This is a genomic window from Novosphingobium sp. G106 (assembly GCF_019075875.1).
In the GTDB taxonomy this organism is placed as follows: domain Bacteria; phylum Pseudomonadota; class Alphaproteobacteria; order Sphingomonadales; family Sphingomonadaceae; genus Novosphingobium.
Map to the genome: position 1 here is coordinate 4,474,591 of NZ_JAHOOZ010000001.1, position 25,794 is coordinate 4,500,384.

Annotated in this window: 22 protein-coding genes and 1 pseudogene; 13 read left to right on the forward strand and 10 right to left on the reverse strand. The window is 66.5% G+C overall.

The features are described from left to right. Positions 1-12 precede the first annotated feature (12 nt). Entirely contained in the window at positions 13-1,410 is a 1,398-nt protein-coding gene (locus KRR38_RS21480; protein WP_254514916.1) for a L,D-transpeptidase family protein, read from the forward strand. A 111-nt stretch (positions 1,411-1,521) separates the two neighbouring features. Continuing rightward, positions 1,522-3,642, forward strand: coding sequence for a bifunctional diguanylate cyclase/phosphodiesterase (locus KRR38_RS21485; RefSeq protein ID WP_217405357.1), 2,121 nt, complete (start codon positions 1,522-1,524; stop codon positions 3,640-3,642). Positions 3,643-3,664: 22 nt separating this feature from the next. Here the strand turns inward: KRR38_RS21485 and KRR38_RS21490 are convergent, their stop codons facing one another. The 4 genes from KRR38_RS21490 to KRR38_RS21505 all read right to left on the reverse strand — a co-directional run bounded on the left by KRR38_RS21490 (position 3,665) and on the right by KRR38_RS21505 (position 9,062). Next, a complete protein-coding gene (locus KRR38_RS21490; protein WP_217405359.1) occupies positions 3,665-4,975 on the reverse strand; it encodes a glycosyltransferase in 1,311 nt (436 codons plus the stop codon). Then, on the reverse strand, positions 4,972-5,607 hold the full coding sequence (locus tag KRR38_RS21495; RefSeq protein WP_217405362.1) for a TetR/AcrR family transcriptional regulator: 636 nt from the start codon (positions 5,605-5,607) through the stop codon (positions 4,972-4,974). The genes KRR38_RS21490 and KRR38_RS21495 overlap by 4 nt, the downstream gene beginning before the upstream one ends. Before the next feature lie 135 nt (positions 5,608-5,742). Beyond that, positions 5,743-7,023 carry a cytochrome P450 gene (locus KRR38_RS21500; protein WP_217405364.1) on the reverse strand — a complete coding sequence of 427 codons (1,281 nt, stop codon included), beginning with the start codon at positions 7,021-7,023 and terminating at the stop codon, positions 5,743-5,745. Positions 7,024-7,121: 98 nt separating this feature from the next. Then, complete coding sequence (locus tag KRR38_RS21505) at positions 7,122-9,062, reverse strand: PKD domain-containing protein (RefSeq protein ID WP_217405366.1); 1,941 nt, start codon at positions 9,060-9,062, stop codon at positions 7,122-7,124. 126 nt (positions 9,063-9,188) lie between these two features. Between KRR38_RS21505 and KRR38_RS21510 the strand changes: the two genes are divergently transcribed. The 5 genes from KRR38_RS21510 (at position 9,189) to KRR38_RS21530 (ending at position 13,819) form a co-directional block, all read left to right on the forward strand. Beyond that, positions 9,189-10,049, forward strand: a complete 861-nt coding sequence (locus tag KRR38_RS21510; protein ID WP_217405368.1) for a TIGR03620 family F420-dependent LLM class oxidoreductase — start codon at positions 9,189-9,191, stop codon at positions 10,047-10,049. 53 nt (positions 10,050-10,102) lie between these two features. Continuing rightward, a complete protein-coding gene (locus KRR38_RS21515) occupies positions 10,103-10,387 on the forward strand; it encodes a hypothetical protein (protein WP_217405370.1) in 285 nt (94 codons plus the stop codon). Between the two features lie 108 nt (positions 10,388-10,495). Continuing rightward, positions 10,496-11,680 carry an amidohydrolase family protein gene (locus KRR38_RS21520; RefSeq protein ID WP_217405372.1) on the forward strand — a complete coding sequence of 395 codons (1,185 nt, stop codon included), beginning with the start codon at positions 10,496-10,498 and terminating at the stop codon, positions 11,678-11,680. A 136-nt stretch (positions 11,681-11,816) separates the two neighbouring features. Continuing rightward, entirely contained in the window at positions 11,817-13,001 is a 1,185-nt protein-coding gene (locus tag KRR38_RS21525; protein WP_217405375.1) for an amidohydrolase family protein, read from the forward strand. Next, a complete protein-coding gene (locus KRR38_RS21530) occupies positions 12,998-13,819 on the forward strand; it encodes a TauD/TfdA family dioxygenase (RefSeq protein WP_217405376.1) in 822 nt (273 codons plus the stop codon). The genes KRR38_RS21525 and KRR38_RS21530 overlap by 4 nt, the downstream gene beginning before the upstream one ends. Here the strand turns inward: KRR38_RS21530 and KRR38_RS21535 are convergent. Beyond that, complete coding sequence (locus tag KRR38_RS21535; RefSeq protein ID WP_217405378.1) at positions 13,816-14,793, reverse strand: alpha/beta hydrolase; 978 nt, start codon at positions 14,791-14,793, stop codon at positions 13,816-13,818. The two genes, KRR38_RS21530 and KRR38_RS21535, sit on opposite strands and share 4 nt — an antisense overlap. 133 nt (positions 14,794-14,926) lie before the next feature. Between KRR38_RS21535 and KRR38_RS21540 the strand changes: the two genes are divergently transcribed. Then, complete coding sequence (locus KRR38_RS21540; RefSeq protein ID WP_217405380.1) at positions 14,927-15,232, forward strand: hypothetical protein; 306 nt, start codon at positions 14,927-14,929, stop codon at positions 15,230-15,232. Here KRR38_RS21540 and recQ read toward each other — a convergent pair. Then, positions 15,229-17,025 carry a DNA helicase RecQ gene (recQ, locus tag KRR38_RS21545; protein WP_217405383.1) on the reverse strand — a complete coding sequence of 599 codons (1,797 nt, stop codon included), beginning with the start codon at positions 17,023-17,025 and terminating at the stop codon, positions 15,229-15,231. The two genes, KRR38_RS21540 and recQ, sit on opposite strands and share 4 nt — an antisense overlap. A 110-nt stretch (positions 17,026-17,135) precedes the next feature. Between recQ and KRR38_RS21550 the strand changes: the two genes are divergently transcribed. From KRR38_RS21550 to KRR38_RS21560, 3 genes and pseudogenes are all read left to right on the forward strand, one after another. Further along, positions 17,136-17,729 carry a carboxymuconolactone decarboxylase family protein gene (locus KRR38_RS21550; RefSeq protein WP_217405385.1) on the forward strand — a complete coding sequence of 198 codons (594 nt, stop codon included), beginning with the start codon at positions 17,136-17,138 and terminating at the stop codon, positions 17,727-17,729. Continuing rightward, entirely contained in the window at positions 17,726-18,520 is a 795-nt protein-coding gene (locus tag KRR38_RS21555) for an MBL fold metallo-hydrolase (RefSeq protein WP_217405388.1), read from the forward strand. Before KRR38_RS21550 ends, KRR38_RS21555 begins: the two co-directional genes overlap by 4 nt. Positions 18,521-18,544: 24 nt before the next feature. Further along, positions 18,545-19,406, forward strand: a pseudogene (locus tag KRR38_RS21560) (SDR family NAD(P)-dependent oxidoreductase). A 3-nt stretch (positions 19,407-19,409) separates the two neighbouring features. On the opposite strand, the gene KRR38_RS21565 reads toward KRR38_RS21560, so the two are convergent. The 3 genes from KRR38_RS21565 to KRR38_RS21575 form a co-directional block, all read right to left on the reverse strand. Further along, positions 19,410-20,270, reverse strand: a complete 861-nt coding sequence (locus KRR38_RS21565) for an HD-GYP domain-containing protein (RefSeq protein WP_217405390.1) — start codon at positions 20,268-20,270, stop codon at positions 19,410-19,412. Continuing rightward, positions 20,267-20,671 carry a DUF3391 domain-containing protein gene (locus KRR38_RS37825; RefSeq protein WP_217405392.1) on the reverse strand — a complete coding sequence of 135 codons (405 nt, stop codon included), beginning with the start codon at positions 20,669-20,671 and terminating at the stop codon, positions 20,267-20,269. The genes KRR38_RS21565 and KRR38_RS37825 overlap by 4 nt, the downstream gene beginning before the upstream one ends. Positions 20,672-20,813: 142 nt before the next feature. Further along, a complete protein-coding gene (locus tag KRR38_RS21575; protein WP_217405394.1) occupies positions 20,814-22,130 on the reverse strand; it encodes a hypothetical protein in 1,317 nt (438 codons plus the stop codon). Between the two features lie 155 nt (positions 22,131-22,285). Here KRR38_RS21575 and KRR38_RS21580 point away from each other — a divergent pair, with 155 nt between their 5' ends. Together KRR38_RS21580 and KRR38_RS21585 are read left to right on the forward strand one after the other, a co-directional pair. Next, positions 22,286-22,642 carry a metalloregulator ArsR/SmtB family transcription factor gene (locus tag KRR38_RS21580; protein ID WP_309141111.1) on the forward strand — a complete coding sequence of 119 codons (357 nt, stop codon included), beginning with the start codon at positions 22,286-22,288 and terminating at the stop codon, positions 22,640-22,642. Then, positions 22,632-23,108, forward strand: a complete 477-nt coding sequence (locus KRR38_RS21585; RefSeq protein ID WP_217405396.1) for an SRPBCC family protein — start codon at positions 22,632-22,634, stop codon at positions 23,106-23,108. The genes KRR38_RS21580 and KRR38_RS21585 overlap by 11 nt, the downstream gene beginning before the upstream one ends. Before the next feature lie 8 nt (positions 23,109-23,116). Here the strand turns inward: KRR38_RS21585 and metH are convergent, their stop codons facing one another. Further along, complete coding sequence (gene metH / locus KRR38_RS21590; protein WP_217407397.1) at positions 23,117-25,756, reverse strand: methionine synthase; 2,640 nt, start codon at positions 25,754-25,756, stop codon at positions 23,117-23,119. Between the last annotated feature and the right edge of the window lie 38 nt (positions 25,757-25,794).

The window sequence follows — 25,794 nt, forward strand, 5'->3', positions numbered from 1 at the left end:
CAGGCTCCGAACATGGCACAGGGGATTGAAGTGGAATTGCGCAAGGCGTTGATCATGGCGGGCATCGCGGTTCTGGCAGTGCAGCCGGCGCTCGCGGCGCAGCCGCGCGGCAATGCCGCCCCTGAAGATCTGCTACCTCCTCCGGCGACAACTCCTGCCGCCAAGCCGCCTCTCGTCATCCCGAAGGCGCCCGCCGCGGCCGGCGCCCCGGCCGTTGCCGTGCCCGAGGTCCAGCCGCTGCCCGTGGCCGAACCGATAATGCCCTGGACCGTCGGCGACGCGCAGGCGCTGCTTGGCGTGATCGGGTCGATCGATAGCGAGGGCCTGTTCTCCAAGGACTATCAGCCAACGGCATTGGCCGCGGCGATCGCGGGCGGCCCCGGCGCGACGCTCGACGAAGTGGCCAGCAAGAGCTTTTCCTGGCTTGCCGAGGACTTGCGCGATGGGCGCACGCCGATGAAGGACCGCGTGCAGTGGTTCGCGGTCGATCCCGACCAGGACGTCAACCCGACCGGCGCGCTGATGACCAAGGCGCTGCAGACCCACGACGTCGCCGGCGTGCTCGCCAGCCTGGCGCCAACCCATCCCGATTACCAGGCGCTCAAGGCGACGCTCGCGGCCACGCCCAAGAGCGACGTCGCGACGCGTTCCAAGATCCGCATCAACATGGATCGCTGGCGTTGGCTGCGGCAGGACCTGGGCTCGGTCTATCTGCTGACCAACGTGCCCGAGTTCCAGCTGCGGCTGACGGTGAACAACCGCATCATCAAGACCTACAAGACCGTCGTCGGCAAGCCCGGCAAGACGGCAACGCCGCAGTTGGCCGAGCAGGTCACCGCGGTGGTGTTCAATCCCACCTGGACCGTTCCGCAGTCGATCGTCGTCGGCGAGGGGCTCGGCGCCTCGCTGATGCGCGCGCCGCGCAAGGGTTACAAGGCCACCCGCGGCCCCGACGGCACGATCACCGTCGTCCAACAGCCCGGCCCCAGCAATTCGCTCGGCCTGATGAAGATCGACATGCCCAATCCGCACGCGATCTATCTGCACGACACGCCCGCGAAGCAGTACTTCAACCAGGCGGTCCGCGCCGAGAGCCACGGCTGCATCCGCACCGAGCGGGCGGTCGAGCTGGGCATGACCATGGCCATCCTGGGCGCCGACATGCCGCAGGAACAGCTGGTGGCGAATGCAACCTCGGGCAAGTACACCAGGGTGCCGATGACCCGGACCTTCCCGGTCTACCTGACCTATTTCACCATGGCGCAGGACGTTTCCGGCAAGCTCTCGACGTTCCGCGACATCTATGGCCGCGATACGCCGGTGCTGGCGAGCTTCGCCAAGCCGCGCGAGCTCAAGACGACGCAGCGGATCAGCGACGAGCCCGTGGTGCAGCTCGACAATCCGCTCTGAGCCTGCCGAGCTTCCTGTAGTTGGATCGGAAGCCGCTGGTTTCTGCGGCTTTGGACGGAATTTTAACGCTTTACGGTTAACCCTGCACCGCCGAAATGCAGGGGATTACCTATGGATTACCGTTCGTCCGGCCAGTGCGAGGCCGGCGAAGCCCAGGATGCTGCAGCGATCGATGCCCTGACCCGCGCCGAACAGGCGGCGGATCTGGCGGAAACGCGGCTGCGCGAAGCGATCGAGGCGATGCCCCACGGCGTGGTCTTCCTCGATGCCGAGGGCCGCTACATCCTGTGGAACAAGCAATATGCCGAGACCTATCACCGCTCGGCCGATCTCTTCCATGTCGGCGCCAAGCTGGCCGATACGCTGCGCCAGGGCGTGGAACGCGGCGACTATCCCGAGGCCGTGGGCCGCGAGGAGGAATGGATCGCGCAGCGCCTGGCGCTGATCGAGAACCCCACCGGACGCCACGAGCAGATGCTTGCCGATGGCCGCTGCATCATGATCGAGGAGCGCAAGACCGCCGACGGCGGCACGATCGGCCTGCGCGTCGACATCACCGAGATGAAGGCGCGCGAGGAAAGCTTCCGCCTGCTGTTCGACAGCAATCCCGTGCCGCTGCTGGTCTACGACCCAGTCGAGGAGTGCGTCCGTTCGGCCAACGCCGCCGCGGCCGAGCACTTCGGCTATTCGGTGAGCGAGCTTTCGGGCATGGCTGCCGAGCGCCTCTTCGCGGTCGACGAGTGGCCCGAAGCGCGCCGCCTTCTGGCCAGTTCCTGCTCGGACAAGGATCGCTTCTGGCGCCAGATCGCCCGCGACTGGAGCGAGATCGAATCGGTGCTGTTCACCCGCCAGTCGGTGATCGACGGCAGGCTGGCGACGATCGTTTCGGTCTTCGACGTGACCGAGCGCCGCAAGGCCGAGGCGCGCATCGCGCATATGGCCAAGCACGACGAGCTTACCGGCCTCGCCAACCGCGCCCATTGCCGCGAGGGGCTGCAGGAGATGCTGGCGGGCCTACATGACGTCAACAACGGCCTCGGCGGCGGCACCGTCGCCATTGCCATGATCGACCTCGATAACTTCAAGCAGATCAACGACAGCTACGGCCACCACGTCGGCGACATCGTCCTTGCCGAGGCGGCGCGGCGGATGCGCGCGCTGGTGCCCAAGCAGGGCGCACTGCTCTGTCGACTTGGTGGCGACGAGTTTGCCGTGGTCTGCCAGGCCAAGACGCACGAGAAGATCGACCTGATCGCGCGCTCGATCATCACGGTGATGGCCGAGCCCTTCACCGTCGCGGGCACAACGCTGCACATCGGCGCGACGATCGGCATTGCCATGGCGCCGCAGGACGGCGTCGACGCCAACAACCTGCTGCGCTACGCCGACCTCGCGCTCTACTGCGCCAAGTCCGACCAGCGCGGTACGGTCCGCCGTTTCGATCCGGAGATGGACGCTGCCGCGCAGGAAAAGGCGCGGACCGAGAACGACCTGCGCCGCGCCGTGCGTCAGGGCGAACTCGTCATCCATTACCAGCCGCTGATCGACCTCGCGACCAACGAGATCATCGGCTACGAGGCGCTGCTGCGCTGGAATCACCCCGAGCGCGGCATGCTCTATCCCGACAGCTTCATCGGGCTTGCCGAGGAAATCGGCATGATTGACGTGATCGGCCAGTACGTGTTGCAGGCCGCCTGCCGCGAGGCGGCGACCTGGCCCGACGGGATCAAGCTCGCGGTCAACGCCTCGCCGCTGCAGTTCCGCGGCGGCAACCTGCTCAACATCATCCTGCAGGCGCTGGCGATGTCCGGCCTTGAACCTTCGCGGCTCGAGATCGAGATCACCGAGGCCGTGCTGATGGACCGCAGCCCGGCGATCGCCAGCCTGCTCGAATCGATCCGCAACCTCGGCGTCGGCATCTCGATGGACGATTTCGGCACCGGCTATTCGTCGCTCAGCTATCTGCTCAGCTACCCCTTCACAAAGATCAAGATCGACAAGAGCTTCATCATGGGGCTGCGCGAGGCGAATTCGAAGGCCGTGGTCAGCGCGATCATCGGCCTGGGCCAGAGCCTGGGCATGATGGTGACGGCGGAGGGCATCGAGGAGCCCGAGCACATGGAATACCTGCGCGGGATCGGCTGCGGCCAGGGTCAAGGCTATCTGATCGGCCGCGCCACGCCCAGCGACCAGCTGCCGCACGAGGAAGACCGCCGCCGCGACGTGGCGTGAACCGCCGCGGCGTAGCGTCAGGTCAGGCCGCCTTGCGTCCGTTTCCCATGCGGCTCTGCCGCACCAGGGCTTCAAGCTCGTCGACGACAGGCGAGCCGCGGGTTTCCTCGGCCACCCTGGCGCCCAGCGCCTGCGCAGCCGCGGTATAGGCGGCATCGGTGAGGACCGCTGCGATGGCCGAGCCGAAGGCCTGAGCATCGCTATCGGCCGGGACCATCAGCCCGGCGCCGCGCGTGGTGACACGCACGGCGTTGTCGGCCTGATCGCGGCCGTGCGGCACGACGACGAGCGGCTTGCCGTGCATCAGCGCGCGGGTGACTGTGCCGTGGCCGCCGTGCGTGACCACCAGCACCGCCTCGGGCATGACCGCGTTGTGTGGCGCGCTCGATACCAGTCGGCAGTTCTCCGTCGGTGTCAGCTCGCCCGGTGCGATAGTGTCGCCGAGCGTGACGAGCAGGCGCAACGGCAGGTCGGCGGCACCGTCGATCACCCGCTGCAGCACTTCGACATGGCCCTGAAAGGTCGTGCTGAAGCCCACCAGCACAAGGGGACGCGGGTCGGCCGCGTCCCACGGCGAGCGCCAGGGTGCGGCCCAGGCCGGATCGCCGAGTTGCGGCCCGACATAGGTGATATGCGCGGGCAGCTCGGCCGGGGCGAAGTCGAATGCCCGCGCCGTGCCGAGAAGCAGGCGTTCGGCGATGCGGTGCTGGTCGGTCAGCGAGGCCAGCGGCGCCAGGCCGAGCGCGGCGCGCGCCGCATTGACCGCGGGCAGGCCGCCGTCAAGCATCTGCCGGCTGGCTTCGGTGATCTGCGCGTGCAGCGCATGCTCCTCGGTGGTGCGGGCCGGCGGCAGGCCGGGGCCGAGCGGCGGCACGCCTTCCATCGGAAACAGGCTGATGTTGCAAGTGAGCAGCGCCAGCCTCTGGCCGAGGGCCTCGCAGCCGAGCGGCACGCCGAACAGCATCTCGTTCGACACGACGAGGTCGGCCGGTTTGCGCTGCAGTTCCTCGATCACGTCTTCGGCATAGGCCAGCGCGGGCCCGGCCATGATCCGGTGCAGCACGCGCAGGAAGCCTTCCTGCGGGTTCGCCGCTTCCCAGTCGCGCATGATGTCGCTTTCGCGCGAGCGGTCGGCGCGGCTCGGCGCACGGGTCCAGGGGACGAAGACGGCGCCCGCCGCTTCGGTCTCGGGCCGGTTCACCCGGTCGCTCATCACGCGCACCCGGTGGCCGCGGTCTGCCAGCTTCTTCGCTACGGTCAGCACCGGTGTCACCGAGCCGCCGCCTTCCCAGGTGGCCAGGAGGAAGTTCATCGTTTCGGCTGCCTCCGTCATCCCGCTTCTCCTTCCGCGTTCCCGAACAAGTCGGCCCGCGCGGCGCCAAGCGCTGCGGCGAGCATGGTTTCCATGATGTCCCGGTATTCTTCGATCGCCCGGCGCATGTCGCGGCGCACCAGCTTCCAGACATAGAGGTCGCCGGCGACGACCAGGCTGTCTTCTGCCTGCTGCCGGGCGACCGGAGTCATCGGTGAGAGCCAGGGCGCGAAGGCCTTGGCGATCCACTTGCGGTGCTCGCGTCGGCCGACATCGGTCACGGTGCGGCAGGCGGGAAAGCGGTCCTCTTGCGCCAGTACGCGCATAACGATGTCGCCGTGTTCCTCGTAGTCCTCGATCAGCGAAGCGACCGCGGCATCGACCGCGCCTTCGGGCACATCGCGCCGCACTCCGACGACTTTGCTGATGCGCTGCTGTAGCGCGTCGAGCAGCCCTTCCTTGCTGCCGAAGCGGCGAATGACGGTCTGCGTCGTCACTTCGGCGTTGCGGGCGATGTCATCCAATCGGATCTCGTCGAACCAGCGATGCTGCATCTGCGCCTCGAAGGTGTCGAGGATGCGTTCGGCGGTCGCCTCCGCGGCGAGCGCGCGGGCGGATTGACGATAGGCGCGTTTGGGCGAATCGCTATTCATGATAGTATCAATAACATCAATTCACGTGATGGCAATATCCATCTTAATTGCACTAACATGAAATTGTAAAAGCGCCAAAAAAAGCCGGGCGCGGGGATGTCCCCGGCCCGGCCAAATTCGCGCTGAGCGTCGGGTTCAGCGCGGTGTCAGAACCACGTGCAGGTTCTCCAGTCCGCGGATGATATAGCTCGCTTCGTAGTTGAGGTTGCGATTGTTCGGCGGGCCGTGGTGCTTTTCGGAAATGCTGATGTCGGACGTCTGTTCTAGCAGGCGCTCGAACAGCACGCGGACCTCGACGCGGGCCAGTGGCGCGCCGGCGCAGGTGTGCGCGCCGCGGCCGAAGGCGACGTGTTCCTTGATCCTAGGCCGGTTCAGCTCGAAGGCGTTGGGATCGTCCCAGCGGCGCGGATCGCGGTTTGCCGCGGCCAGGCCGATGAAGACGCGCTTGCCCGCGGGCACGTCGATGTCGCCGATCTTGGTGTTCCGCACGGCCAGCCGCGCGGTCATCTTGGTCGAGCCCTCGAGCCGCAGCATCTCTTCGAGAAAGGCCGGGACCAGCGTAGGATCGGCGCGGAGGCGGTCCTGCATGCCCTTGTTCTCGCAGAGAAAGCGCATCGCATTGCCGATGAGCTTGGCCGAAGTGTCCTGGCCCGCGGCGAAGAGGAACATCGCCGCCTTGGCCGGCTCGACCAGTTCGGGCAGCGTGCCGTCGGGATACTTGGCTAGCGCCAGCTCGGTCATGATGTCGCCCTGCGGATTGGCCCGGCGTTCGCCGAGATAGCGCATGAAATAGCCGATCATGAACTGCAGCGCGCCGCTCTGCGCGGTGTTCTCGGCATCGTCCATGTTGCCCGGCGGCGGGCCCTGGTCGATCACGTCGCGGAACTGCTTCTGGTCTTCGGCCGGCACGCCGAGCAGGTCGGCGATGACCAGCGTGACGTAGGGCACGGCCACTTCGTTCACCACTTCGCAGCCGCCTTCGGCGACGAGGTCGCGGACCATCTCGTCGGCATATTTGTGCATGAAGAGCTCATTCGCCTTGAGGCGCGAGGGCACGAGCAGCGGATTGAGCAGCGAGCGTGCGGCGAGGTGGAAATCGCCGTCCTGATTGATCATCAGGTCGCGCTCGCGAATGGATTCCTCGTAGGCCAGCACCTGGGCCGAGATGTCGTCGCCCTCGACTTCGAACGGCAGCGGTGCCGCCGGGCCAGGGGCAGCGATCATCGACGAGAAGTCGGCCTTGTTGAGCAGTACTTCAACTGCTTCCTTGAAGCCGGTGACGAACAGCATGTCGCGGTTGGTCAGCTGGACTACGGGCCCGCGGGCGCGGATCTCCTCGAAGAAATCATAGGGATCGAGCAGCACCGACTTGTCGGTGAAATAGTCGCGCTCAGCCGCATCGGGCGCCGTGGCCATCGTTGAAAAACTCCCTCGGAGGAGTCGTTCGAGCGCCTCCTTTGTCTTGATACAGTATGTATCATAGGCGTGGGAGGCGCTGTCAAGGAAAGGCGCGCTCAGCGCACGACGATACGTGCCCGCGCCAGGTTGAGCACACGGGCGTAGGGCGTGGACGGATCGCTCTCGCGCTGCGCTGCGACGCGTAGCACGGCGAAGTAGGTGCCGGGGCGGGCATAGGCATGGCGGGCGGTGAGCTCGATCCGTTCCTGCGGCGCGCCGATCGTGGCCGCGGTGAACGTGCCGGTGCCCTCGAAATCCCATTCCGCCGCGACGATCTTGCCGGTGCCCGGCGGGGCTTCGATCGACGCGGTCAGGCCGACCGCTTCGCCCGCCGCGACCTCGGCTCGCTCGCCGCCTTTCGCACGCAGCTCGACGACAGGCTGCACACCGCCCCGCGCCGCTGCGCTGGGCGGGACGACGATCTGCGAGTCGGTCACCGTGTACTGGGTCTCGCTCGGTTTCCGGCCGGTCTCCACCCATGTCGCCAGATCGCGCAATGCCTGCTGCAATGCGCCCGAGAAGCTGGCGACCTGCGTGCGCTGGAGCGCGTCGAGCGGGTTCTCGTGGTGCGCGCGGTCGACAAACCAGAGCGCGAAGTTGTCGTCGAACCCGTCGCCGAGCGTCTCCTTGACCCGGTCGCGATACCAGTCGGCCTGCCAGGCATAGGCATCGATGTCCATCATGGCGGAAAGCATCAGCACCTTGCCGTTGATCGCGCCTTTCAGCACCGATCCGGCGGCGTTCGAGGTGCCCGTCGGGCCGATCTGCACGGGCCGCTGCGGATAGATCGGCGTGCCGCTCGCATCGCGGAACTGGTTCCAACCGTAATAGTCCTGGGTCGGCGGCACCTGGTGGCGGTGGTAGGACTGGAGCGCCAGCGCCCATGAGTTGTCGATCCGCACCTTGTCGCCGGCGCGGATGCCGGCGGCCTTGGCTTCGTCGAGCACGGCGATCAGGCGGACTGTCTTCCCATCGACGCGATTGATCGGCAGGCTTGCCCCCGCGGATTCCCCGCTTAGCACGACCAGATGCGCGTCCTGGCCGTTGCCGTCGGGCAGGTCGGCCAGTTCGATCACGTAGGGAGGGCCGCTGACTTCGGCGACGGTGGAATCGAAGCGGAACCGTGCTTTGCCGATCGCGCTTTCGGGATCGGTGCCGAGATAGCCGGGCTTGCTCCAGAAATCGTCGGCGTAGGTCGGGTCTATCATCGGGATCATGCCCGAGATGTTGGCGAAATATCCGCTGTCGAGCGTCTCGTGGCGATACCAGCCGCGCGGCGGATAGCCCATCAGCGTGACCTCGCGCAGCGCGCCGGCTTCTTCCTCGGTCAGCCCGGCATAGGGATCGCCGCTGCCGCCCACCTCGACCGCGTCGGCGATCGCGGCGAAGACATCGGGCCGCTGGCGCAGCACGCGCAGCGCGTGCATGCGCACCGTGAACATGCTGGGGATCGCGTGGTCGCAGCCGGGCACGAAAGGCACGAAGCCGTCCCACACGCCGCTGGTGTTCTCGGCTGCGCCCAGGGTCTGGTAGGCGCCGCCGCTGCCGCCGAACAGATAGCCCCAGGGGCGGTGCTCGCCGTAAATGTCGGCCGCCACCTTCCGCGAAAACTTGGCGGCCGCAGCGTTGACGCGATAGGCGGCGATCGCCGGGTCGAGCCCCGGGTTGCGGAAGACCAGGCCGTTGTTGGTCTGGACGTAATAAGCGCCGCTATCGAGCGTGAAGCCCAGATCGCCGACGGCGACGTCGAACTGGATCGGAAACGGCCCGATGTCGGAGCTGACGGCCATCGGATAGGTGTTGTGAAAGAAGCGGCCCTGGTACTGCTCCTGCGGCGGAAAGTAGAACGAGAACCGCGCGTCGGTGCCTTTGAAGCCGCCGCTGACGTAGCGGTGCGGCACGGGCTCGGTGCGCTGGTCGTCGATGTCGACGAAGGGCTCGGCATAATCAGGATCGACCGAATCCGCGGTTACGCGCACCTGGGGCTGGGTTACCATCTCGTCCTCTCCGTCGGCTATGTTTCCAACTGATAACATACTGCAGTCGGGCCTTGTCAACGGATTCGACTTGATGCCTGCCTCGGCCCGCCTCAAGATCGGCGAAACTGCATCTGGGAGATTGAGATGAGCGTTCCCCCCGTCGGCCGTATCGGCATCTGGTCGCTGGAACTGCGCTTCGGCGATCCGGGCGAGTCCGCCGAAGCCGCGGCCGAGCTCGACGAACTGGGCTTTGGCGCGATCTGGTTTCCCGGCGGCGTCGGCGGTGACGTCACCGGCGATTTCAGCCGGCTGCTGAACGCGACCAAGCGTGCGACGCTCGCCACGGGCATCATCAACGTCTGGAAGCACGAGCCGGCCGAGATTGCCGACTGGTTCAACGGCCTGTCCGATGTGCACAAGGCGCGTGCGCTGCTCGGCATCGGCATCAGCCACGGGCCGCTTATCGGCGAGGCCTGGGGCAAGCCGATCCCGGTAACGCGCGACTGGGTAGAGAAGCTGACCGCGCTGGGCGTCCCCGGGGACAACCAGTGCCTCGCCGCGCTCGGGCCGAAGATGGTCGCGCTGTCGGGCGAGCGCACTGCCGGCGCGCACCCCTATCTCGTCACGCCAGAGCACAGCCGGATCGCGCGCGAAATCCTCGGGCCGGGCAAATTGGTCGCGCCCGAGCAGGGCGTCGTGCTCGAAAGCGATCCCACGGTCGCGCGCAATCTGGCACGCGGCGCGGTCGATCACTACCGCGCGCTGCCGAACTATCGCACGAACTGGCACCGGCTGGGCATCGACGATGCCGACATCGAAGCGATGAGCGACAAGTTCATCGATGCGCTGTTCGCCTGGGGCGGCGTAGAGCAGATCGCCGCGCGGGTGAAGGAGCACCTCGATGCCGGCGCGAACCACGTCTGCCTGCAGGTTGTGGCGCCACAGGGCCAAGGGATGGCCAATCAGCGTGCAGCCTGGCGCGAACTCGCCGCTGCGCTGCTCTGAATCGGGCCAAGAACGGGGTTGCGCGTGGGCGCTGCGCACCCCAAGTGCAGAGAATGGACGAAAAACCCAGCAGCGCCGTCAGCCAGGCGGTCGAACGCATCACCGAGCTCGAATCGGAACTGGAGGCATCGGCCGAGGCCACCACGGGCGGCGATCCGCTCTCCCGGGCGCGTGAGGTCCTGCACCGCTGGGTGGACAGCGTCACCGCCGTGGTCGCAACGCCTGGCGTGGGCCGTGTTGTGCTGATTCACGAGAACGGCAGCGAATCGCGCATCGCTTCGCCCGACCTGCCGATGCAGCTTTCAGTGCCAGTATCCTGGAGCGACAAAGCGCGCTAATCTTCTTCACCGGCCGCATCGCGCGATGTCGTGATTGCGCATTAGCCAAGCGCTTGCTACGGGACGCTAGATGCCCGGGCGGCGCTCGGCCGGGATGGGAGAATAGCAATGGCTGAAGCCGATTTCGACGTTAACCGCCAGTTCGAAGCCGAACCGCGCTTCGCCGACTATACAGTCGATGCCGACGTTCACGTCACCCCGCCGCCCACCTTCTGGGCCGAATACCTTTCGCCCCAGTTCCGCGATCTCGCGCCGAAAGTCGAGCAGGGCGAGGATGCCGACTATATCGTCTTCGAAGGCACCCGCCGCGCGGTGAACCTGATGCAGTCGCAGGCCGGCCGCACTTTCGACAAGTACAAGAACTCGGGCAAGCTCAGCGACATGCGCACCGGCGGCTGGATGGTCGGCGCGCGTCTCGAAGACATGGACCGCGACGGTATCGACAAGGCCATCTGCTTCGGCGGCGGGCCGCTGGGCACGGGCAACCTCGACCTCTATCTCGACAGCTTCGACGCGTTCAACCGCTGGCAGTCGGACTTCTGCGCCGATTCGAACGGCCGCATGTTCGCCTGCGCCTACCTCACCACGGTCGACGTCGACCAGACGATCGCCGGCGTGAAGGCCGCCAAGGCACGCGGCGATGTCGCGGTGAACCTGCCGGCCTTCCCGCAGTCGCTGAGCCAGTTCACCAAGGAAGGTTCGGTCTGGCAGGCGATGACCGGCGATCCACACGGCGAGCGCCAGTATCGCGATCCCGAGTTCGACAAGCTCTGGGCCACGCTGGTCGATCTCGACATGCCGATGACCTTCCACCTCGGCGCGCGCACCAGCCGCTTCAAGGATAAGACCAACTTCCTGCCCGACATCCCGATGGGCAAGCCGGCGATGCTCGAGATGATCAACATCATGCTCTATTCGGGCGTGTTCGATCGCTTCCCGAAGCTCAAGGTCGGCCTGATCGAGAGCGGCGTGGGCTGGATCCCCTGGGCCTGCGAATACATGGACCGCACCTGGGAAATGCAACGCCACTGGACCGAGTGCAAGATCCAGCACCCACCCAGCTTCTACTTCGACCAGAACGTCTATGCGTCGTTCATCAGCGATCCGGTCGGCGTCGAGCTGCGCCACAAGCCGGGCTGCAAGAACATCATGTGGTCGTCGGACTACCCGCACTCCGAGACCACCTTCCCGCATTCGCACAAGGTGATCGCGCAGAACTTCGCGGGCGTGCCCAAGGCCGAGATGGACTGGATCGTCGCCGGCTGCGCCGAGAAGTTCTTCGGCCTGAAGTAAGCATCGCTTCCGGAACGGCAAAGCCCTCTCCCGCCCGCGCGGGGGAGGGCTTTCCTTTGCGCCCGACCAAGCGTCTGCTACGCTTTCGTTCGAGAGTCGCTCCGCCAAGCACGGGGCACCGAACGGGAGACATGCCATGGCCGAAGCCGATGCCAATCGCGAGATCGCCGCGCAGCCGCGCGTCGCCGACTATGTGGTCGACTCCGACGTCCACGTGACGCCGCCGCCGACCTTCTGGGCTGAATATCTGTCGCCGCAGTTCCGCGACCGTGCGCCGACCGTTGAATATGATGACGATGCCGACTGGCTGGTGTTCGAAGGGACGCGCAAGAAGCTGAACCTCATGCAGTCACAGGCCGGCCGCAAGTTCGAGGAGTTCAAGAACGACGGCAAGCTCAGCGACATGCGCGTCGGTGGCCACGTCCTCGCCGCGCGGCTCGACGACATGGACCGCGACGGCATCGACAAGGGCGTCGTTTTCGGCGGCGGGCCGCTGCACACAGGCGACATGGCGCTCTATCTCGACAGCTACGAGGCGTTCAATCGCTGGCAGTCGGACTTCTGCGCCGATTCCAACGGCCGACTTTACGGCGCGGCCTTCCTGCCGACGATCGACGTGGACCTGGCGGTGCGGATGATGAAGGCGGCGCGCGCACGCGGCGACGTTGCGGTGAACATGCCTGCCTTCCCGCAGACGGCCAAGCATTTCGACAAGGGTTCCACCTCGCTGATGGAAGGCCTGATGGGCGATCCCAAGGGCGAGCGGCAGTACCGCGATGCCGAGTTCGATCCGATCTGGAAGACCGCGATCGATCAGAACCTGGCGATCACCTTCCACCTCGGCGCGCGCATCGTGCGCTATACCGACCGGACGCATTTCCTGCCTGATCTCTCGGTCAGCAAGACGCCGATGCTCGAGATCATCGCGCCGATAATCTTCACCGGCCTGTTCGACCGCTTCCCAGACCTGCGCGTCGGCCTGATCGAGAGCGGCTCGGGCTGGATGCCCTGGGCGGCCGAGTACATGGACCGCATCTGGCACATGCAGCGCCACTGGACCGGCTGCGACATCAAGCACCAGCCGAGCTATTATTTCGACCAGAACGTCTACTGCTCGTTCATCTCGGACAAGGTCGGCGTCGCGCTGCGCGATTTTCCGGGTGGCAAGAACCAAATGTGGTCCTCGGATTATCCGCATTCGGAAACCACCTTCCCGCACTCGCATCAGGTGATCGACGACCACTTCAAGGGCGTATCCGAGGAAGACAAACGCTGGATCCTCGCGGGCTGCGCCGAGAAGTTTTACGGACTGAGCCGTTGAGCGAGGTTGCTGGCAAGTCGGCGCAGCGCCTGACGGGCGCGGTCGGCGCTTTGCTCGAAGGCTACGACCTGCGCCGCGCGCAGGAACCCGGAGAGGTGGAGGAACTGCGCCGGGCGCTGGCAGACCACGGCGTGATCTTCTTCCGCGGGCAGCGGCTCAGCGACGCGGAGATGGCCACTTTCGTGTCCTGCTTCGGCGAGATCCAGCCGTCGCGCGCGGGCGGCGAGGCGCATAGCCCAGTCACCACGGGCAATCTCGCGCCGACGCGTTACAGCACTGCGGTCTGGCATGCAGACGTGACCTGGATACCGGCGCCGCCGATCGCGACGGCGCTCCGTGCGGTCAGCCTGCCGCCGGTCGGCGGGGACACCTGCTGGCTCGGCACCGAAGCGGCCTACGATGCGCTGTCGCAGCCCTTTCGCCAGATGCTCGACGGGCTGACCGCGGTCCATTCCATGCGCCCGACGCTTGACCGCGAGCCCGCGCTCGCCGGCTATCTCGACAAAGGTGCGGCGGTCATGGAGAGCGTTCATCCGGTCATCCGGGTCCATCCGCAGACCGGCCGCAAGAGCCTCTATGTCAACGAATGCTCGACCGTGCGGATCGTCGAGCTGAGCCCGGGCGAAAGTGCCGGCGTGCTGTCGGTGCTCTTCGCGCACCTGCGCTCGCCGCACTTCGCGCTGCGCTGGCACTGGTCGCCCGACGACGTCGCCATCTGCGATAACCGCAACACGCAGCATTTCGCCGTGCCCGACTATGCCGAGGAACGGGTGATGCAGCGGGCCCAGTTGGCAGGCGAGGTGCCGGTCGGGCCTTAGCGGCCGGTCCAGATCCTCTCGCAGAAGCCGCGTACCTCGGTATCGAGCTCGGCTTCCTCGGGCGTGCGGTTGCCGAAGCCGCCGTGCGCCGCGGCTTCGAGCACGTGGAGGTCCGCCGGCACGCCCGCGGCTCGCAGCTTGCGGTGCAGGCGCACAGCGTTCGACAGGAATACGTCGCGCGTTCCGGCCGTCAGCAGCGTCGGCGGGAATCCCTTGGTGAAATCGCCGAACAGCGGCGAGACGTAGGGATCGGTCAGGTCGTGCCCGCCGGCATAGAGCAGGTTGGCCTGCATCAGGCTGCCCATGCCGTCGATCCCGGCATTGGTGCGGAAGGTATCGCCCGATTCGGTGAGGTCGACTTCGGGCGAGAGCAGTACGACCGCGGCGGGCAGAGGCAGCCCTTCGTCGCGCGCCTTGAGTACCGTCGCGGCAGCCAGGTTGCCGCCCGCCGAGGCGCCGCCGACGATGATCTCCCTGGGATCGTGGTCGCGCAGCAGCCGGCGGTAGAAGGCGAGGCAGTCGTCGAGTCCCCTCGGGAACGGATGATCGGGCGGCATGCCATAGTCGGGCGCGACAACGCGCGCGCGGACATAGGCGGCGGTGTTGATCGCCATGGCCTTGCAGACCTCGCCCGCACCCATGATCAGCCCGCCGCCGTGGATGTCGAGGAAGATGCGGCGGTCGGAGGGATCGACCTCGGCGGGGAGAATGTCGAAGCCGCGCGCATCGCCTTCCTGGATCGGCGTGACCTCAGCCTCGGGTAGCGGCTTGCCCGAGAGGTGCACGTTCATGATCATCGCATCGCTCGCGGCGATGCGCCGGCGCCAGCCTTCGGCGTCATCGAGCGGCGGGTCTGCGGGCGTGCCGGCGGGGCGCGGCATCGACAGCCAGGCCTGCGCCTGCGGGCTCAGGTGCGCCGGCACCGGAATCTCGCGCGCAGGAATCTGCAGCGCTGCGGGTTTGCTCTCGGCCATCCTGTCCTCCCACATTCGTGGCGTTTCGCGCAGCATCGACGCAGTTGCATTGGCGCGCAAGCTTGCGGCAAATTCATCGGCAGGTGCAGCTCTCGAAATCGCCGGGGCGCGGCAGATGTGCTAGAGACAGGGCATGGTTTGGGATCTCAGAGCTGCATTGCTGCGGAAAGAAGAGTTCGAATCCGCGCGGCTGACCGACTTCGAATTCCGCGAGATGGTGCGCGCGGTGCGCCTCGTCGCCGCAGAACTGGCGGTCGAGGTCCAGCCAGTACTGCACGAGTTGACCGATCACGGCCTCGATGCGGCATTCGCGCTGCTCGGCGAAATGGCGGGCCAATTGGCGAGCGAAGTCGAGGCACTCTACCATCAGGCCAAGCCCGAAGCGCGCCGCCAAGTCATCGCCGAGCGCGGTGACCCGACACCCTATCGGCTTGGTTAGAACTGCCGGATCACATTGACGAAGGCATCGCCGTATGCCTCGAGCTTGCGCGTGCCGACGCCGCCGACTTCGCCGAGCGCGGCCAGCGAGGCGGGCCGCAGCGTTGCCATTTCGCGCAGAGTCGAATCGTGGAAGATCACGTAAGGCGGCACGCCGGCTTCCTGCGCCAGCGCGCGGCGTAGTTCGCGCAGCGCGTCGAACAGCGGATCGCCGATCGGGTTGACCCCGCTGCCGCCGCGGCCCGACCGATCACCGCGGCGCCCGCGCGGCTCCTTCTTCGGCGGCAGCACGATCGAGACCGATGCTTCGCCCTTTAGAATCGCGCGTGCGTCGCCGCCTAGCATCAGTCCGCCGTGTTCGGTCGGCAGCAGGCTGCCGCGGGCCTGAAGCGCGCGGCTGAGCGGCTTGAGCAGCCGCGCTTCCTCCGCATCGACGATGCCGAAGACAGAGAGCTGGTCGTGCCCGCGCTGGAGCACGCGGTCGTCGGCCACGCCGGTCAGGACCTTCTCGACATGGCCGAAGCCATAGGTCTGTCCGGTGCGGAACACCGCCGAGAGCAGTTTCTGCGCGGTGGTCGTGGCATCGGCGACGCCGGGCGCGTCGAGGCAGTTGTCGCAATTGCCGCAACGCTCGGGCGGCACTTCGCCGAAGTGGCGCAGCAGCACGGCGCGACGGCACTCGCCGGTCTCGACCAGCACGGCCAGGGTATCGAGCCGCACCTTCTCGCCCTCGCGGCGGTGGTCTTCGACTTCGGAAAGCCGCATCCGCGCCTGGGCGAAGTCGCCCGCTGCCCAGAACATCACGGCCTGGGCCGGATCGCCGTCGCGGCCGGCGCGGCCGGTTTCCTGGTAATAGGCCTCGATAGACTTGGGGATGCCGGCATGGGCGACGAAGCGGACGTCTGGCTTGTCGATGCCCATACCGAAAGCGATCGTCGCGACGATCACCATGTCCTCCGAGGCGACGAAAGCCGCCTGGTTGGACTGTCGCTCCTGCGGCGGCAGCCCGGCATGATAGGGCAGCACCGGACGCCCCGTGGCCGCCGCCAGCTGCTCGGCCAGCTTCTCCGTCTTCGCCCGCGACGAGGTATAGACGATGCCCGGGCCGGGGATCTCGGCCATGAGCTGGGCAATCTGCTTCGTGGCGTTCTCGCGGTGGCGGATCGCATAGCGGATATTCGGCCGGTCGAAGCCGGCGACGATCAGCCCTTCCTCGGGAATGCCGAGCTGGGTGAGGATATCTGCCCGGGTATGGGCATCGGCGGTGGCGGTCAACGCCAGCCGCGGGACCTCGGGAAAGGCGTCCATCAGCGGGCGCAGCAGGCGGTAGTCGGGGCGGAAATCGTGGCCCCATTCGGAAACGCAATGCGCCTCGTCGATGGCGAAGAGGTTGACCCGCGCCTTGCTCAGCAGTTCGCGGAAATGCGGCTGGCTGGCGCGCTCGGGCGCGACGTAGAGCAAGTCGAGCTCGCCCGCGCGGAAACGGTCGATCGTCGCCTCGCGGTCCATGTCGGCGCTGGTCAGCGTCGCGGCGGCGATGCCGTTGGCCGTGGCCGAGCGCAGCTGATCGTGCATCAGCGCGATCAGCGGGCTGATGACGATGCAAGTGCCCTCCTGCATCACCGCGGGAAGCTGGTAGGTCAGCGACTTGCCCGCGCCGGTGGGCATGACCGCCAGAGTCGACCGGTGGGCCAGCACGCGCTCGACGACCTGCTCCTGCACGCCGCGGAAGGCGGAGAAGCCGAAAGTCGCGTGGAGGGCTTCGGCGGGGTCGATCTGGGCTAGGTCGGACATGCCCGGCGACCATGGCAGATCGGTACCGGCGAGGGAACCGGCGGGGGCTTTTCGCGGCCCGGACATTGGTCCATGCTGGGTACAAATCGCCGGATAAGAGGGAGAGACTCATGCCGCGCATCGCCCCGATTCCCTGGGAGGACATCCCGCCGGCCTCGCGCGCCTGGATGGAACAAGGGCTCGCCTCGGGCGGTTTCACCGATCCGGTGCCGCTGCAGATCATGGCCTATGCCGACCACGAGACACCGCCCGACGACGGCGATCGCCATCCCAATTTCCCCAAGCACCTGCTGCCGGGCAAACTGCTCGAGCTACTGCGCATCCGCAGTGCCCAGCTGGGCGGCTGCGAGCCGTGTCAGGCTTCGCGCAAGGTCGAGGGCGCGACCGAGGAGCTTGTCGCCTGCATGGTCGATCCCGCGCTGATGGGGAAACTGAGCGCGCGCGAGCGGCTGGCGCTCGAATATCTCGAGCTGATGGCGACCAACCATTTCGCCATCGACGATGCCGTCTACCGCCGCCTTGCCGAGCATTTCACCACGGCCGAGATCGTCGAGCTGGGCCTCACCACGTCGCACATGATCGGCACGCACCGCTTCATGCATACACTGAACATCTACGGGGACACCGACCCGGCGATCGCCTACGACCCCGCGCAGGTGGGGCGGACCTGGGCCGAAGTGCATCAGGCCGCGGCGCCGGCATGAGCCATTTCGATATCGATCTTTCCAAGCCCGCCCCGCGCCAGCGGCCGCTCGAAGTGGCGCCGGGCGTCTTCTCGATCCGTGCGCTGACGGCATCGGTCGGCGGGACCTGGACCCATCTCAATTCGATGGTCATCCGCGCGGCCGAGCCGGTGGTCGTCGATACGGGCATGGTCACGCACCGCGACGAATTTTTCGAGGACGTGTTCTCGCTCGTCGCGCCCGAGGCGGTGCGGTGGATATTCGTCACCCACATCGACACCGATCATGCCGGCAACCTGATCGAGGCGCTGGAGCGGTGCCCGAACGCGGCGATGATCACCAGCCGCGGCGAATCATTCCGCGCCGCGGCGTCGCTCGGCATTCCGTTCGACCGCATGCGCATGGTGGAGAACGGTGAGCGCTTCGCTGTCGGCGATCGCATGCTGCGCGCCCTGCGCCCGCCGGTCTACGACAGCCCCTATTCGCGCGGCCTGCTCGACGAGGCGAGCGGCGTCTACTACGCGTCGGACGCGTTCTGCGCGCCCGTTCCCGCGGGGCCGGTCGACTGGGTCGAGGAAATCGAGCCCGATCTCTGGGCGACGGGTCTCGCCAGTTTCCATCATGCCTCGCTTTGCCCCTGGGTTGCGCTGGTCGACCAGGCCAAATACCAGCAGGAGATCGACGGGCTGGCGCGGCTGGGCATAAAGGTCATCGCCAGCGCCCATTCGCCGGCGATCCGCGGCGCTTCGGTGCAGCGCGCGTTCGACCTGCTCGCGCGGCTCCCGGCTACGGGGCCTGTGCTGGCGGACTGACGACGAATATAGGAAATGGACGGAATGAAGGATAGACAACGCGTCGCGGTCGTTACCGGGGCAAGCTCGGGAATCGGCAAGCAATTGGCGACGGCGCTGGTGGCGCAGGGCTGGCGCGTGATCGGCACGGGGCGCGACGAAGCCCGCATGGCCGAGGCGGCGGCGGAAATCGCGGCGGCGGGGGGAGGGCAGCATCGAGATGCTGCGCGCCGACCTGTCTCTGATGGCCGAAGCGCGCAAGCTGTCGCAGGCGATCGCCACCCTGACCGATCGCATCGACGTTCTGGCCAACAATGCCGGCTGCATGACCGACCGGTTGGAAATGACCGCCGAGGGGCTCGAAGCCAATTTTGCCGGTAACCATCTCGGACCTTTCGTCCTCACCGAAGGCCTCATGCCGCTGCTGCGCGCGGCGGCTGCGGAAGCGCCTTCCGGTTCGACCCGCATCCTGATGACGGCCTCGGACGCCAGCGAGATGATGGGGCCGCTCGATCTCGACGACATGCAGAACCTCGGCCGCTTCAGTCCGGGCGCCGCCTATTGCGGAAGCAAGCTGGCCAACGTGCTGTTCGCCCGCGCGCTCGCCGGGCGGCTCGAAGGGACTGGCATCGTCGCCCACGCCATGGCTCCCGGAGCGACCGACACGCCGTTCTTCAGCCACGGACCCGAGGAGACGCAGGCCTATACCCGCGATCTGCCCAAGCTCAGCGTCGCCGAGGGCACCGATACCTTGGTCTGGCTGGCAACTGGCGAGGAGCCGGGCCGGAGCAGCGGCGGCTACTGGGAACAGCGTGCGCCGCGTGCGCCCAACCCGCAGGTCGACGATCCCGCCGCGGTGGCGCGGTTCTGGGACGAGAGCGAGAAGCTGGTCAACTCGGTGAGCTGAGGCTCAGGCCGCGATCAGCTTGGTATCGCCGCGCTTCAAACGAGCGGCCAGGCCTTCCCAGTCGTCGAAGCCCCATTCCGCGGGCTGTTCCCAGCCGACGATGCTGTCGTTGGCGAGGTTGTCCTGGATGACCACTTCCTGCGGCGTGATGAAGGTGCGGTCGCGTGCGGCATAGAAGGCGAGCACGTGCGGGCGCGTCTTGCGGCGCTTGTTCTCCAGCACCAGCGCCAGCCGGTTGCTGCGCAGCCGCACGAGCATGCCCGCCGGGAAGACGCCGATGGACTGCATGAAGCTGAACAGCACGGTGCGGTCGAAATGGCCTTCCCACGACCACATGGCGGAAAGCGCTTCGGCCGGCGACCAGGCGTCCTTGTAGACCCGCTCCGAGGTCAGCGCGTCGTAGACGTCGCAGACCGCGCCAAGCCGGGCGACCAGCGATATGGCATCCGCAGGCAGGCCGAAGGGATAGCCGGTGCCGTCCATCTTCTCGTGGTGGTGGCGGCAGACGTCGAGCGCCATTTCGGGCATGTTCGGCGACTGCGCGAGGATTTGGTAGCCGCGCTCGGGGTGGTCGCGCACTTCGAGGAATTCGGCTTCGGTCAGCTTGCCGGGCTTGTTGAGGATGGTTTCGGGCACACCCATCTTGCCGAGATCGTGGAGCAGTCCGGCGAGGCCGTATTCGCGCGTCTCGGACGCGCCTTTGCCCATGTGGCGGGCGGCGTTGACCATCAGGGTGCAGACGGCGACCGAGTGCAGATAGGTATATTCGTCCTTCTGCTTGAGCTGGATTACATCGAGCAGGGTGCGAGGGCTGCGCTCGACTGCGCCGGTGATGTCGTCGACGATCTCCTTGACCTCGGTCATCCGCACTGCACGGCCGAGCCGCACGTCGGCAAAAGCCGTCTTGAGAACCTTAAGCGACCGCGTGACGATTTGCTTGGCGCGTTGCCGGTCGGCGCGCTCGCGGTTTTCCTCGTCGGCGTAGTAGTGCGTCTGCGGTGGGCTGGGCTTGGGACGCGGCGCGGACGCTTCGGGGGGGGGGTGCTGGCGCGCTCGCCGGGGCGGCCGTCACCGGTTCGGGGGGCAATGCCCAGCGTGTCGTCGATCACGACGTGAGGCACGCCCGAATCCCGCACGCGGTCCAGATCGTCCTCGGTCTTGAGAACGAACTTCGCGCGAAAGAACGGGTGGCTGAACCAAGACCCGCCGAAGCCGCAGATGTACATGCCCATCCGGACGTCTTCGGGTCGAATTTCGTGCCGCATAGGCGGACTCCCAATTACGCTCCGTCCGAGTGGATTGTCTTCCGCCTTCGGTCAGATCGCGCGATACAGAAAATCGCGTGATTTCAATGTAACGAGGTAGTCTTAAACGGGGCTTAAGTTCACATAAGGACACGCCGAGGGGTCAGAACAAGCGCTTGAGCGTTCCCGTTAAGTCTTCAGACTGCCAGAAGGCGAGGAAATTGGCCATCATTTGCAGCTGGACCCGTGCAGTTTCACTCGCGGTAATTCGCGGATCGAGCGGCCCGGTGCAGTCGAAGAGATCGGCCACTTCGCGGCGGATGCGCGGCGGCGCATCCATCAGCCAGCACAGGCCCATCATCGCCGAATAGAGCAGCAGGTGCGTCCGCAGTTCGGCAAGATCGAGCGCGGGGCCGCCGTGCGCGGCGTATTCGGCCACGAAAAGCGCCAGCAGCTCGTCCAGGTGGTCCTGCCACATCCAGAGCTCGGCGCTGGAAAGGCAGCCCCAGAGCGTCATCGCCACGTGCATCTGGCCGACGCTGCCCCAGTCGAGCAGGCCGCATTGCAGTTCGCCTGCGGCATCGCGCCAGTACCAGCCGTTGTCCGAATTGGCGTTCCAGTGGCAGAGCGCGATCATGCGCGGATCGCCGTGGAGGAAATGCTTGATCGCATCCTCGTGCGTCTGAAACAGCGCCGCGCCCTCGCCGAGATCGGCGATGAAGGCCTCGCTGCGGATCGCTTCGGGCAGCAGCTGCGGCAGTTCGGCGGCGAAGGCGGCATAGCGCGAGACGCGGTTTGCGACCTGCTGCGGCGTATAGGGCAGGCGATCGCTCGCCAGCGCCTTGGCGTGGTCGAAGGGAAACTCGGCCTCGACATAGTCGGGCAGCCGGCCGCCCTTGTGACTCCCCGCGAGCCGCGCCAGCGTGCCGATCAGCGCGCGGTAATGCGCGAGCGGCTCGGGCATGACCTGGTCCATGCACTTCTCGTACTGGCGCTCGACGCCGTCCCGGGCGAAGCCGATGCGCTGGGTGATCAGCAGGCCGGTGCCGCTCTCGTGCGCGAAATCGGCGAACAGACACTCAGGCACCGCCACCGGAAAGCCCGGCATGCGCGACAGCGCGGCAAAGCGCACCTCGGGCTCCATGTGGAACCGGGCGCGGTCGGCCATGGGATCGTCGAAATTGCGCGAGAACTTGACGAAGAGGTCCTCGTGCAGGTGCGGGCCGGGCTTCTCGTAGGCCACCGACAGCAGCGCCTTGGTACCGGTGCCACCGCCCGAGAAACCGTCGCAGCGCGTCACGGCGGTGACGCGGTTCTCGGGTGCCAGCGCGCCCATCGCGCGGAACGCCTCGGTCAACCACGCCGCGCCGCCTTCGCGCAAAGCTGCGGCATCCGCGGGAATCCGCAGCCCGAGACGATCGCCGACAGCCCAGCCGTCGTTACGGGCTGCGTCGGCGGTAGAAAGCGCGGGATCGGTCATGATCGGGCGCTCTGGCAGATCGCCGACAGGTGCGAAAGGGCCCGCCGCGCCGTCGGCTTGCCTGTGACGGACAGGCGAGGCCCGATCATCGCGCTTGACGGATGAGGGCCGTGGAGATATTTAAGGAATTACTTAAATATCTCCACGGTGGTAGAGTGCTGACCTCGCAAGACATGCCTCAGACCTTTGCCGCCCTCGGCGACCCGACCCGGCTCGCGATCCTGAGCCGGCTGGCGACTGAGGGCGACATGACGGTGCAGGAAATCGCCAGCCCCTTCGCGATGAGCCTGCCGGCGATCTCGCAGCACCTGAAAGTGCTCGAACGTGCCGGTCTCATCATCCGCGGCCGCGACGGCCAGAAGCGCCCATGCCAGCTCCGTCCCGACCGGCTCGCCGAGGCGCGGCAATGGCTCGACCACACGCGCCAGGCCTGGGAAGCGCGCTTCGACCGGCTGGAAAGCTTTCTGCAATCCTCCTCCCTTCCTGCGAAAGGACTTCACGATGAGCAATGATCCCCTCAAGACCTGGGCCCTCGACCGCGAGATCGTGCTGTGCCGCGTGCTCGATGCGCCACGCGAACGCGTGTTCGCGGCGTGGACGGATCCCGAGCAGCTCGGGCAGTGGTTCGGACCGGCGGGCTTCAAGACCGAGACGCTGGAATGCGACATTCGTCCCGGCGGCCGCTGGCGCTTCATCTACACCGCGCCCGACGGCACGATCTACGACAACCGCATGGTTTTCCTGCGGATCGAGGCGCCGCGGCTGATCGAGACCGAGCACGGATCGGACAAGGACGACGATCCGGGCCGCTTCCACGTGACCATCACGTTCGACGAGCAAAGCGATGGCAAGACCGTGCTGACCATGCGCCAGCTCCATCCGACAGCCGAGCAGCGCACGGCCGGGATCGGCTTCGGCGCGGTCGAATTCGGCTATCAGACCCTGGACAAGCTCGCGCGTCACCTCAGCGCGAGCTGATCCGGGTCCTAGTCCAGGTTCGGCCGCAGCCAGCGCTCGGCGGTCTTCAGGTCGATACCGCGCCGCGCGGCATAGTCCTCGAGCTGGTCGCGGCCGATCCGCGCGACGCCGAAATACTGCGCCTCGGGATGGGCGAAGTAGAAGCCTGAAACCGCGGAAGTCGGCAGCATCGCCTGGCTCTCGGTCAGCGTGATCCCGGTGCGCTCGCCGGCTTCGAGCAGGTCGAACAGGATCGGCTTGAGGCTGTGGTCGGGGCAGGCGGGATAGCCGGGGGCCGGGCGGATGCCGCGATACTGCTCTCGGATCAGCTCTTCGTTGCCGAGTTGCTCGCCGGGCGCATAACCCCAGAGTGTGGTGCGCACATGCTTGTGCAGCCGCTCGGCGAAGGCCTCGGCGAAGCGGTCGGCCAGGGCCTTGAGCAGGATGTCGTTGTAGTCGTCGTGATTGGCCCGGAAACGTTCCAGATGCGGCTCGATGCCGTGGATGCCGACGGCGAAGCCGCCGATCCAGTCGCCGTCGTGGTCGATGAAATCGGCCAGGCAGAAATTGGCGCGGTCGCGGCTCTTGCGGATCTGCTGGCGCAGGAAAGGCAGGTGCAGCGGCGGCTGCGGCCCCTCGATATGCAGCACGACATCGTCGCCGACGCGGGCACAAGGCCAGAAGCCGCAGACGCCCCGGGCCGTCAGCCACTTCTCCGCGACGATCTGGTCCAGCATCGCCAGGGCGTCGGCGTAGAGCGAGCGGGCGCTCTCGCCCACGACCTCGTCGTCGAGGATCGCCGGATAGACGCCGGCCAGCTCCCAGGCGCGGAAGAAGGGCGTCCAGTCGAAGTGGGCGCGCAGGTCGGCGAGGTCCCAGGCGTCGAAGGTGTGCAGGCCGGGCTGGGCCGGTGGGGGCGCCTTGTCGCGCATGTCCGCCTTGAACGAATTGGCGCGTGCGTCTTCCAGGCTCAGCAGGATCGAGCCTTCCTTGCCCGCGCGGACGTCGCGGATATGCTCGTATTCGTTGGCGGTATCCGAGACGAAGCCCGTCATCTGGGTTTCGGACAGGAGCTGCGAAGCGACGCCGACCGCGCGGCTGGCATCGAGTACGTGGACCACCGGCCCTTCATAGGCGACGTCGATGCGCAGCGCCGTGTGCACCTTGCTGGTGGTCGCCCCACCGATCAGCAGCGGGATTTTCATGTCGGCGCGCTGCATTTCCTCGGCGACGGTGACCATCTCGTCGAGCGAGGGCGTAATCAGGCCCGACAGGCCGATGATGTCGGCGTCGTTCTCGTTCGCCGCCTGCAGGATCTTCGCCCAGGGCACCATGACGCCGAGGTCGATGACCTCGTAGCCGTTACACTGCAGGACCACCCCGACGATGTTCTTGCCGATGTCGTGGACGTCGCCCTTGACCGTCGCCATGATGATCCGGCCCTTGGCCTTGGCGCCTGCGACCTTTTCCGCCTCGATGAAGGGAAACAGATAGGCGACCGCCTTCTTCATCACGCGCGCCGATTTCACCACCTGCGGCAGGAACATCTTGCCCGATCCGAACAGGTCGCCGACCGTGTTCATCCCGTCCATCAGCGGGCCCTCGATCACTTCGATCGGCTTGCCCCCGCGCGCGGCGATCTCGGCGCGGGCTTCCTCGGTGTCATCGACGACGAAAGTGTCGATACCCTTGACTAGGGCGTGCTCGATCCGGCGCACGACCTCCCAGCCGCGCCATTCCTCGGCGGCCTTGTCGGCGACGGCATCCTTGCCTTTGAAGCTTTCGGCAAGCTCGATCAGCCGTTCGGTAGCGGTCTGCTCACCCTCGGCCACGTCCTGCTTGCGGTTGAGGATGACGTCCTCACACGCCTCGCGTAGCACTGGGTCGATCTGGTCGTAGATGTCGAGCTGGCCGGCATTGACGATTGCCATGTCGAGCCCGGCCGGGATCGCGTGGTAGAGGAACACAGAATGCATCGCCCGGCGGACGATCTCGTTGCCGCGGAAGCTGAAGGACAGGTTGGAAAGCCCGCCCGAGAAGTGGACGTGCGGGCACGTCGCGCGAATCTCCTTCACCGCCTCGATGAAGTCGACGCCGTAATTGTTGTGCTCCTCGATGCCCGTGGCGACGGCGAAGACATTGGCGTCGAAGATGATGTCCTCGGGCGGGAAGCCGTTCCCGGTCAGCAGCTTGTAGGCGCGCTGGCAGATCTCGACCTTGCGCGCCTGGGTGTCGGCCTGCCCAGCCTCGTCGAACGCCATGACCACGACGGCGGCGCCATAGGCCATGCATTTGCGCGCCTGCTCGAGGAACGGCGCTTCGCCTTCCTTCATCGAGATCGAATTGACGATCGGCTTGCCTGAGACGCATTTCAGGCCTTCCTCGATGACGTGCCACTTCGAGCTGTCGATCATCACCGGCACGCGCGCGATGTCGGGCTCGGCGGCGATCAGCTTGAGGAAGGTGGTCATCGCGACGACCGCGTCGAGCAGACCTTCGTCCATGTTGACGTCGATCACCTGCGCGCCGTTCTCGACCTGCTGGCGTGCGACATCGACTGCCTTGGCATAGTCGCCCGCGAGAATCAGCTTCTTGAACGCCGCCGAGCCGGTGACGTTGGTACGTTCGCCGATGTTGACGAAGCGGGTGGAATCGAAAGTCTGCGTCATCATGATCTTTCCCCCTCCCGCTTGCGGGAGGGGTCGGG

What these genes read in the sequence shown, in the direction of transcription:
- KRR38_RS21480 (WP_254514916.1), top strand. Translation starts at nt 13, where the DNA reads ATGGCACAGGGGATTGAAGTGGAATTGCGCAAGGCGTTGATCATGGCG.
- KRR38_RS21485 (WP_217405357.1), top strand. Translation starts at nt 1,522, where the DNA reads ATGGATTACCGTTCGTCCGGCCAGTGCGAGGCCGGCGAAGCCCAGGAT.
- KRR38_RS21490 (WP_217405359.1), bottom strand. Translation starts at nt 4,975, where the DNA reads ATGACGGAGGCAGCCGAAACGATGAACTTCCTCCTGGCCACCTGGGAA.
- KRR38_RS21495 (WP_217405362.1), bottom strand. Translation starts at nt 5,607, where the DNA reads ATGAATAGCGATTCGCCCAAACGCGCCTATCGTCAATCCGCCCGCGCG.
- KRR38_RS21500 (WP_217405364.1), bottom strand. Translation starts at nt 7,023, where the DNA reads ATGGCCACGGCGCCCGATGCGGCTGAGCGCGACTATTTCACCGACAAG.
- KRR38_RS21505 (WP_217405366.1), bottom strand. Translation starts at nt 9,062, where the DNA reads ATGGTAACCCAGCCCCAGGTGCGCGTAACCGCGGATTCGGTCGATCCT.
- KRR38_RS21510 (WP_217405368.1), top strand. Translation starts at nt 9,189, where the DNA reads ATGAGCGTTCCCCCCGTCGGCCGTATCGGCATCTGGTCGCTGGAACTG.
- KRR38_RS21515 (WP_217405370.1), top strand. Translation starts at nt 10,103, where the DNA reads ATGGACGAAAAACCCAGCAGCGCCGTCAGCCAGGCGGTCGAACGCATC.
- KRR38_RS21520 (WP_217405372.1), top strand. Translation starts at nt 10,496, where the DNA reads ATGGCTGAAGCCGATTTCGACGTTAACCGCCAGTTCGAAGCCGAACCG.
- KRR38_RS21525 (WP_217405375.1), top strand. Translation starts at nt 11,817, where the DNA reads ATGGCCGAAGCCGATGCCAATCGCGAGATCGCCGCGCAGCCGCGCGTC.
- KRR38_RS21535 (WP_217405378.1), bottom strand. Translation starts at nt 14,793, where the DNA reads ATGGCCGAGAGCAAACCCGCAGCGCTGCAGATTCCTGCGCGCGAGATT.
- KRR38_RS21540 (WP_217405380.1), top strand. Translation starts at nt 14,927, where the DNA reads ATGGTTTGGGATCTCAGAGCTGCATTGCTGCGGAAAGAAGAGTTCGAA.
- recQ (WP_217405383.1), bottom strand. Translation starts at nt 17,025, where the DNA reads ATGTCCGACCTAGCCCAGATCGACCCCGCCGAAGCCCTCCACGCGACT.
- KRR38_RS21550 (WP_217405385.1), top strand. Translation starts at nt 17,136, where the DNA reads ATGCCGCGCATCGCCCCGATTCCCTGGGAGGACATCCCGCCGGCCTCG.
- KRR38_RS21555 (WP_217405388.1), top strand. Translation starts at nt 17,726, where the DNA reads ATGAGCCATTTCGATATCGATCTTTCCAAGCCCGCCCCGCGCCAGCGG.
- KRR38_RS21565 (WP_217405390.1), bottom strand. Translation starts at nt 20,270, where the DNA reads ATGACCGAGGTCAAGGAGATCGTCGACGACATCACCGGCGCAGTCGAG.
- KRR38_RS37825 (WP_217405392.1), bottom strand. Translation starts at nt 20,671, where the DNA reads ATGCGGCACGAAATTCGACCCGAAGACGTCCGGATGGGCATGTACATC.
- KRR38_RS21575 (WP_217405394.1), bottom strand. Translation starts at nt 22,130, where the DNA reads ATGACCGATCCCGCGCTTTCTACCGCCGACGCAGCCCGTAACGACGGC.
- KRR38_RS21585 (WP_217405396.1), top strand. Translation starts at nt 22,632, where the DNA reads ATGAGCAATGATCCCCTCAAGACCTGGGCCCTCGACCGCGAGATCGTG.
- metH (WP_217407397.1), bottom strand. Translation starts at nt 25,756, where the DNA reads ATGACGCAGACTTTCGATTCCACCCGCTTCGTCAACATCGGCGAACGT.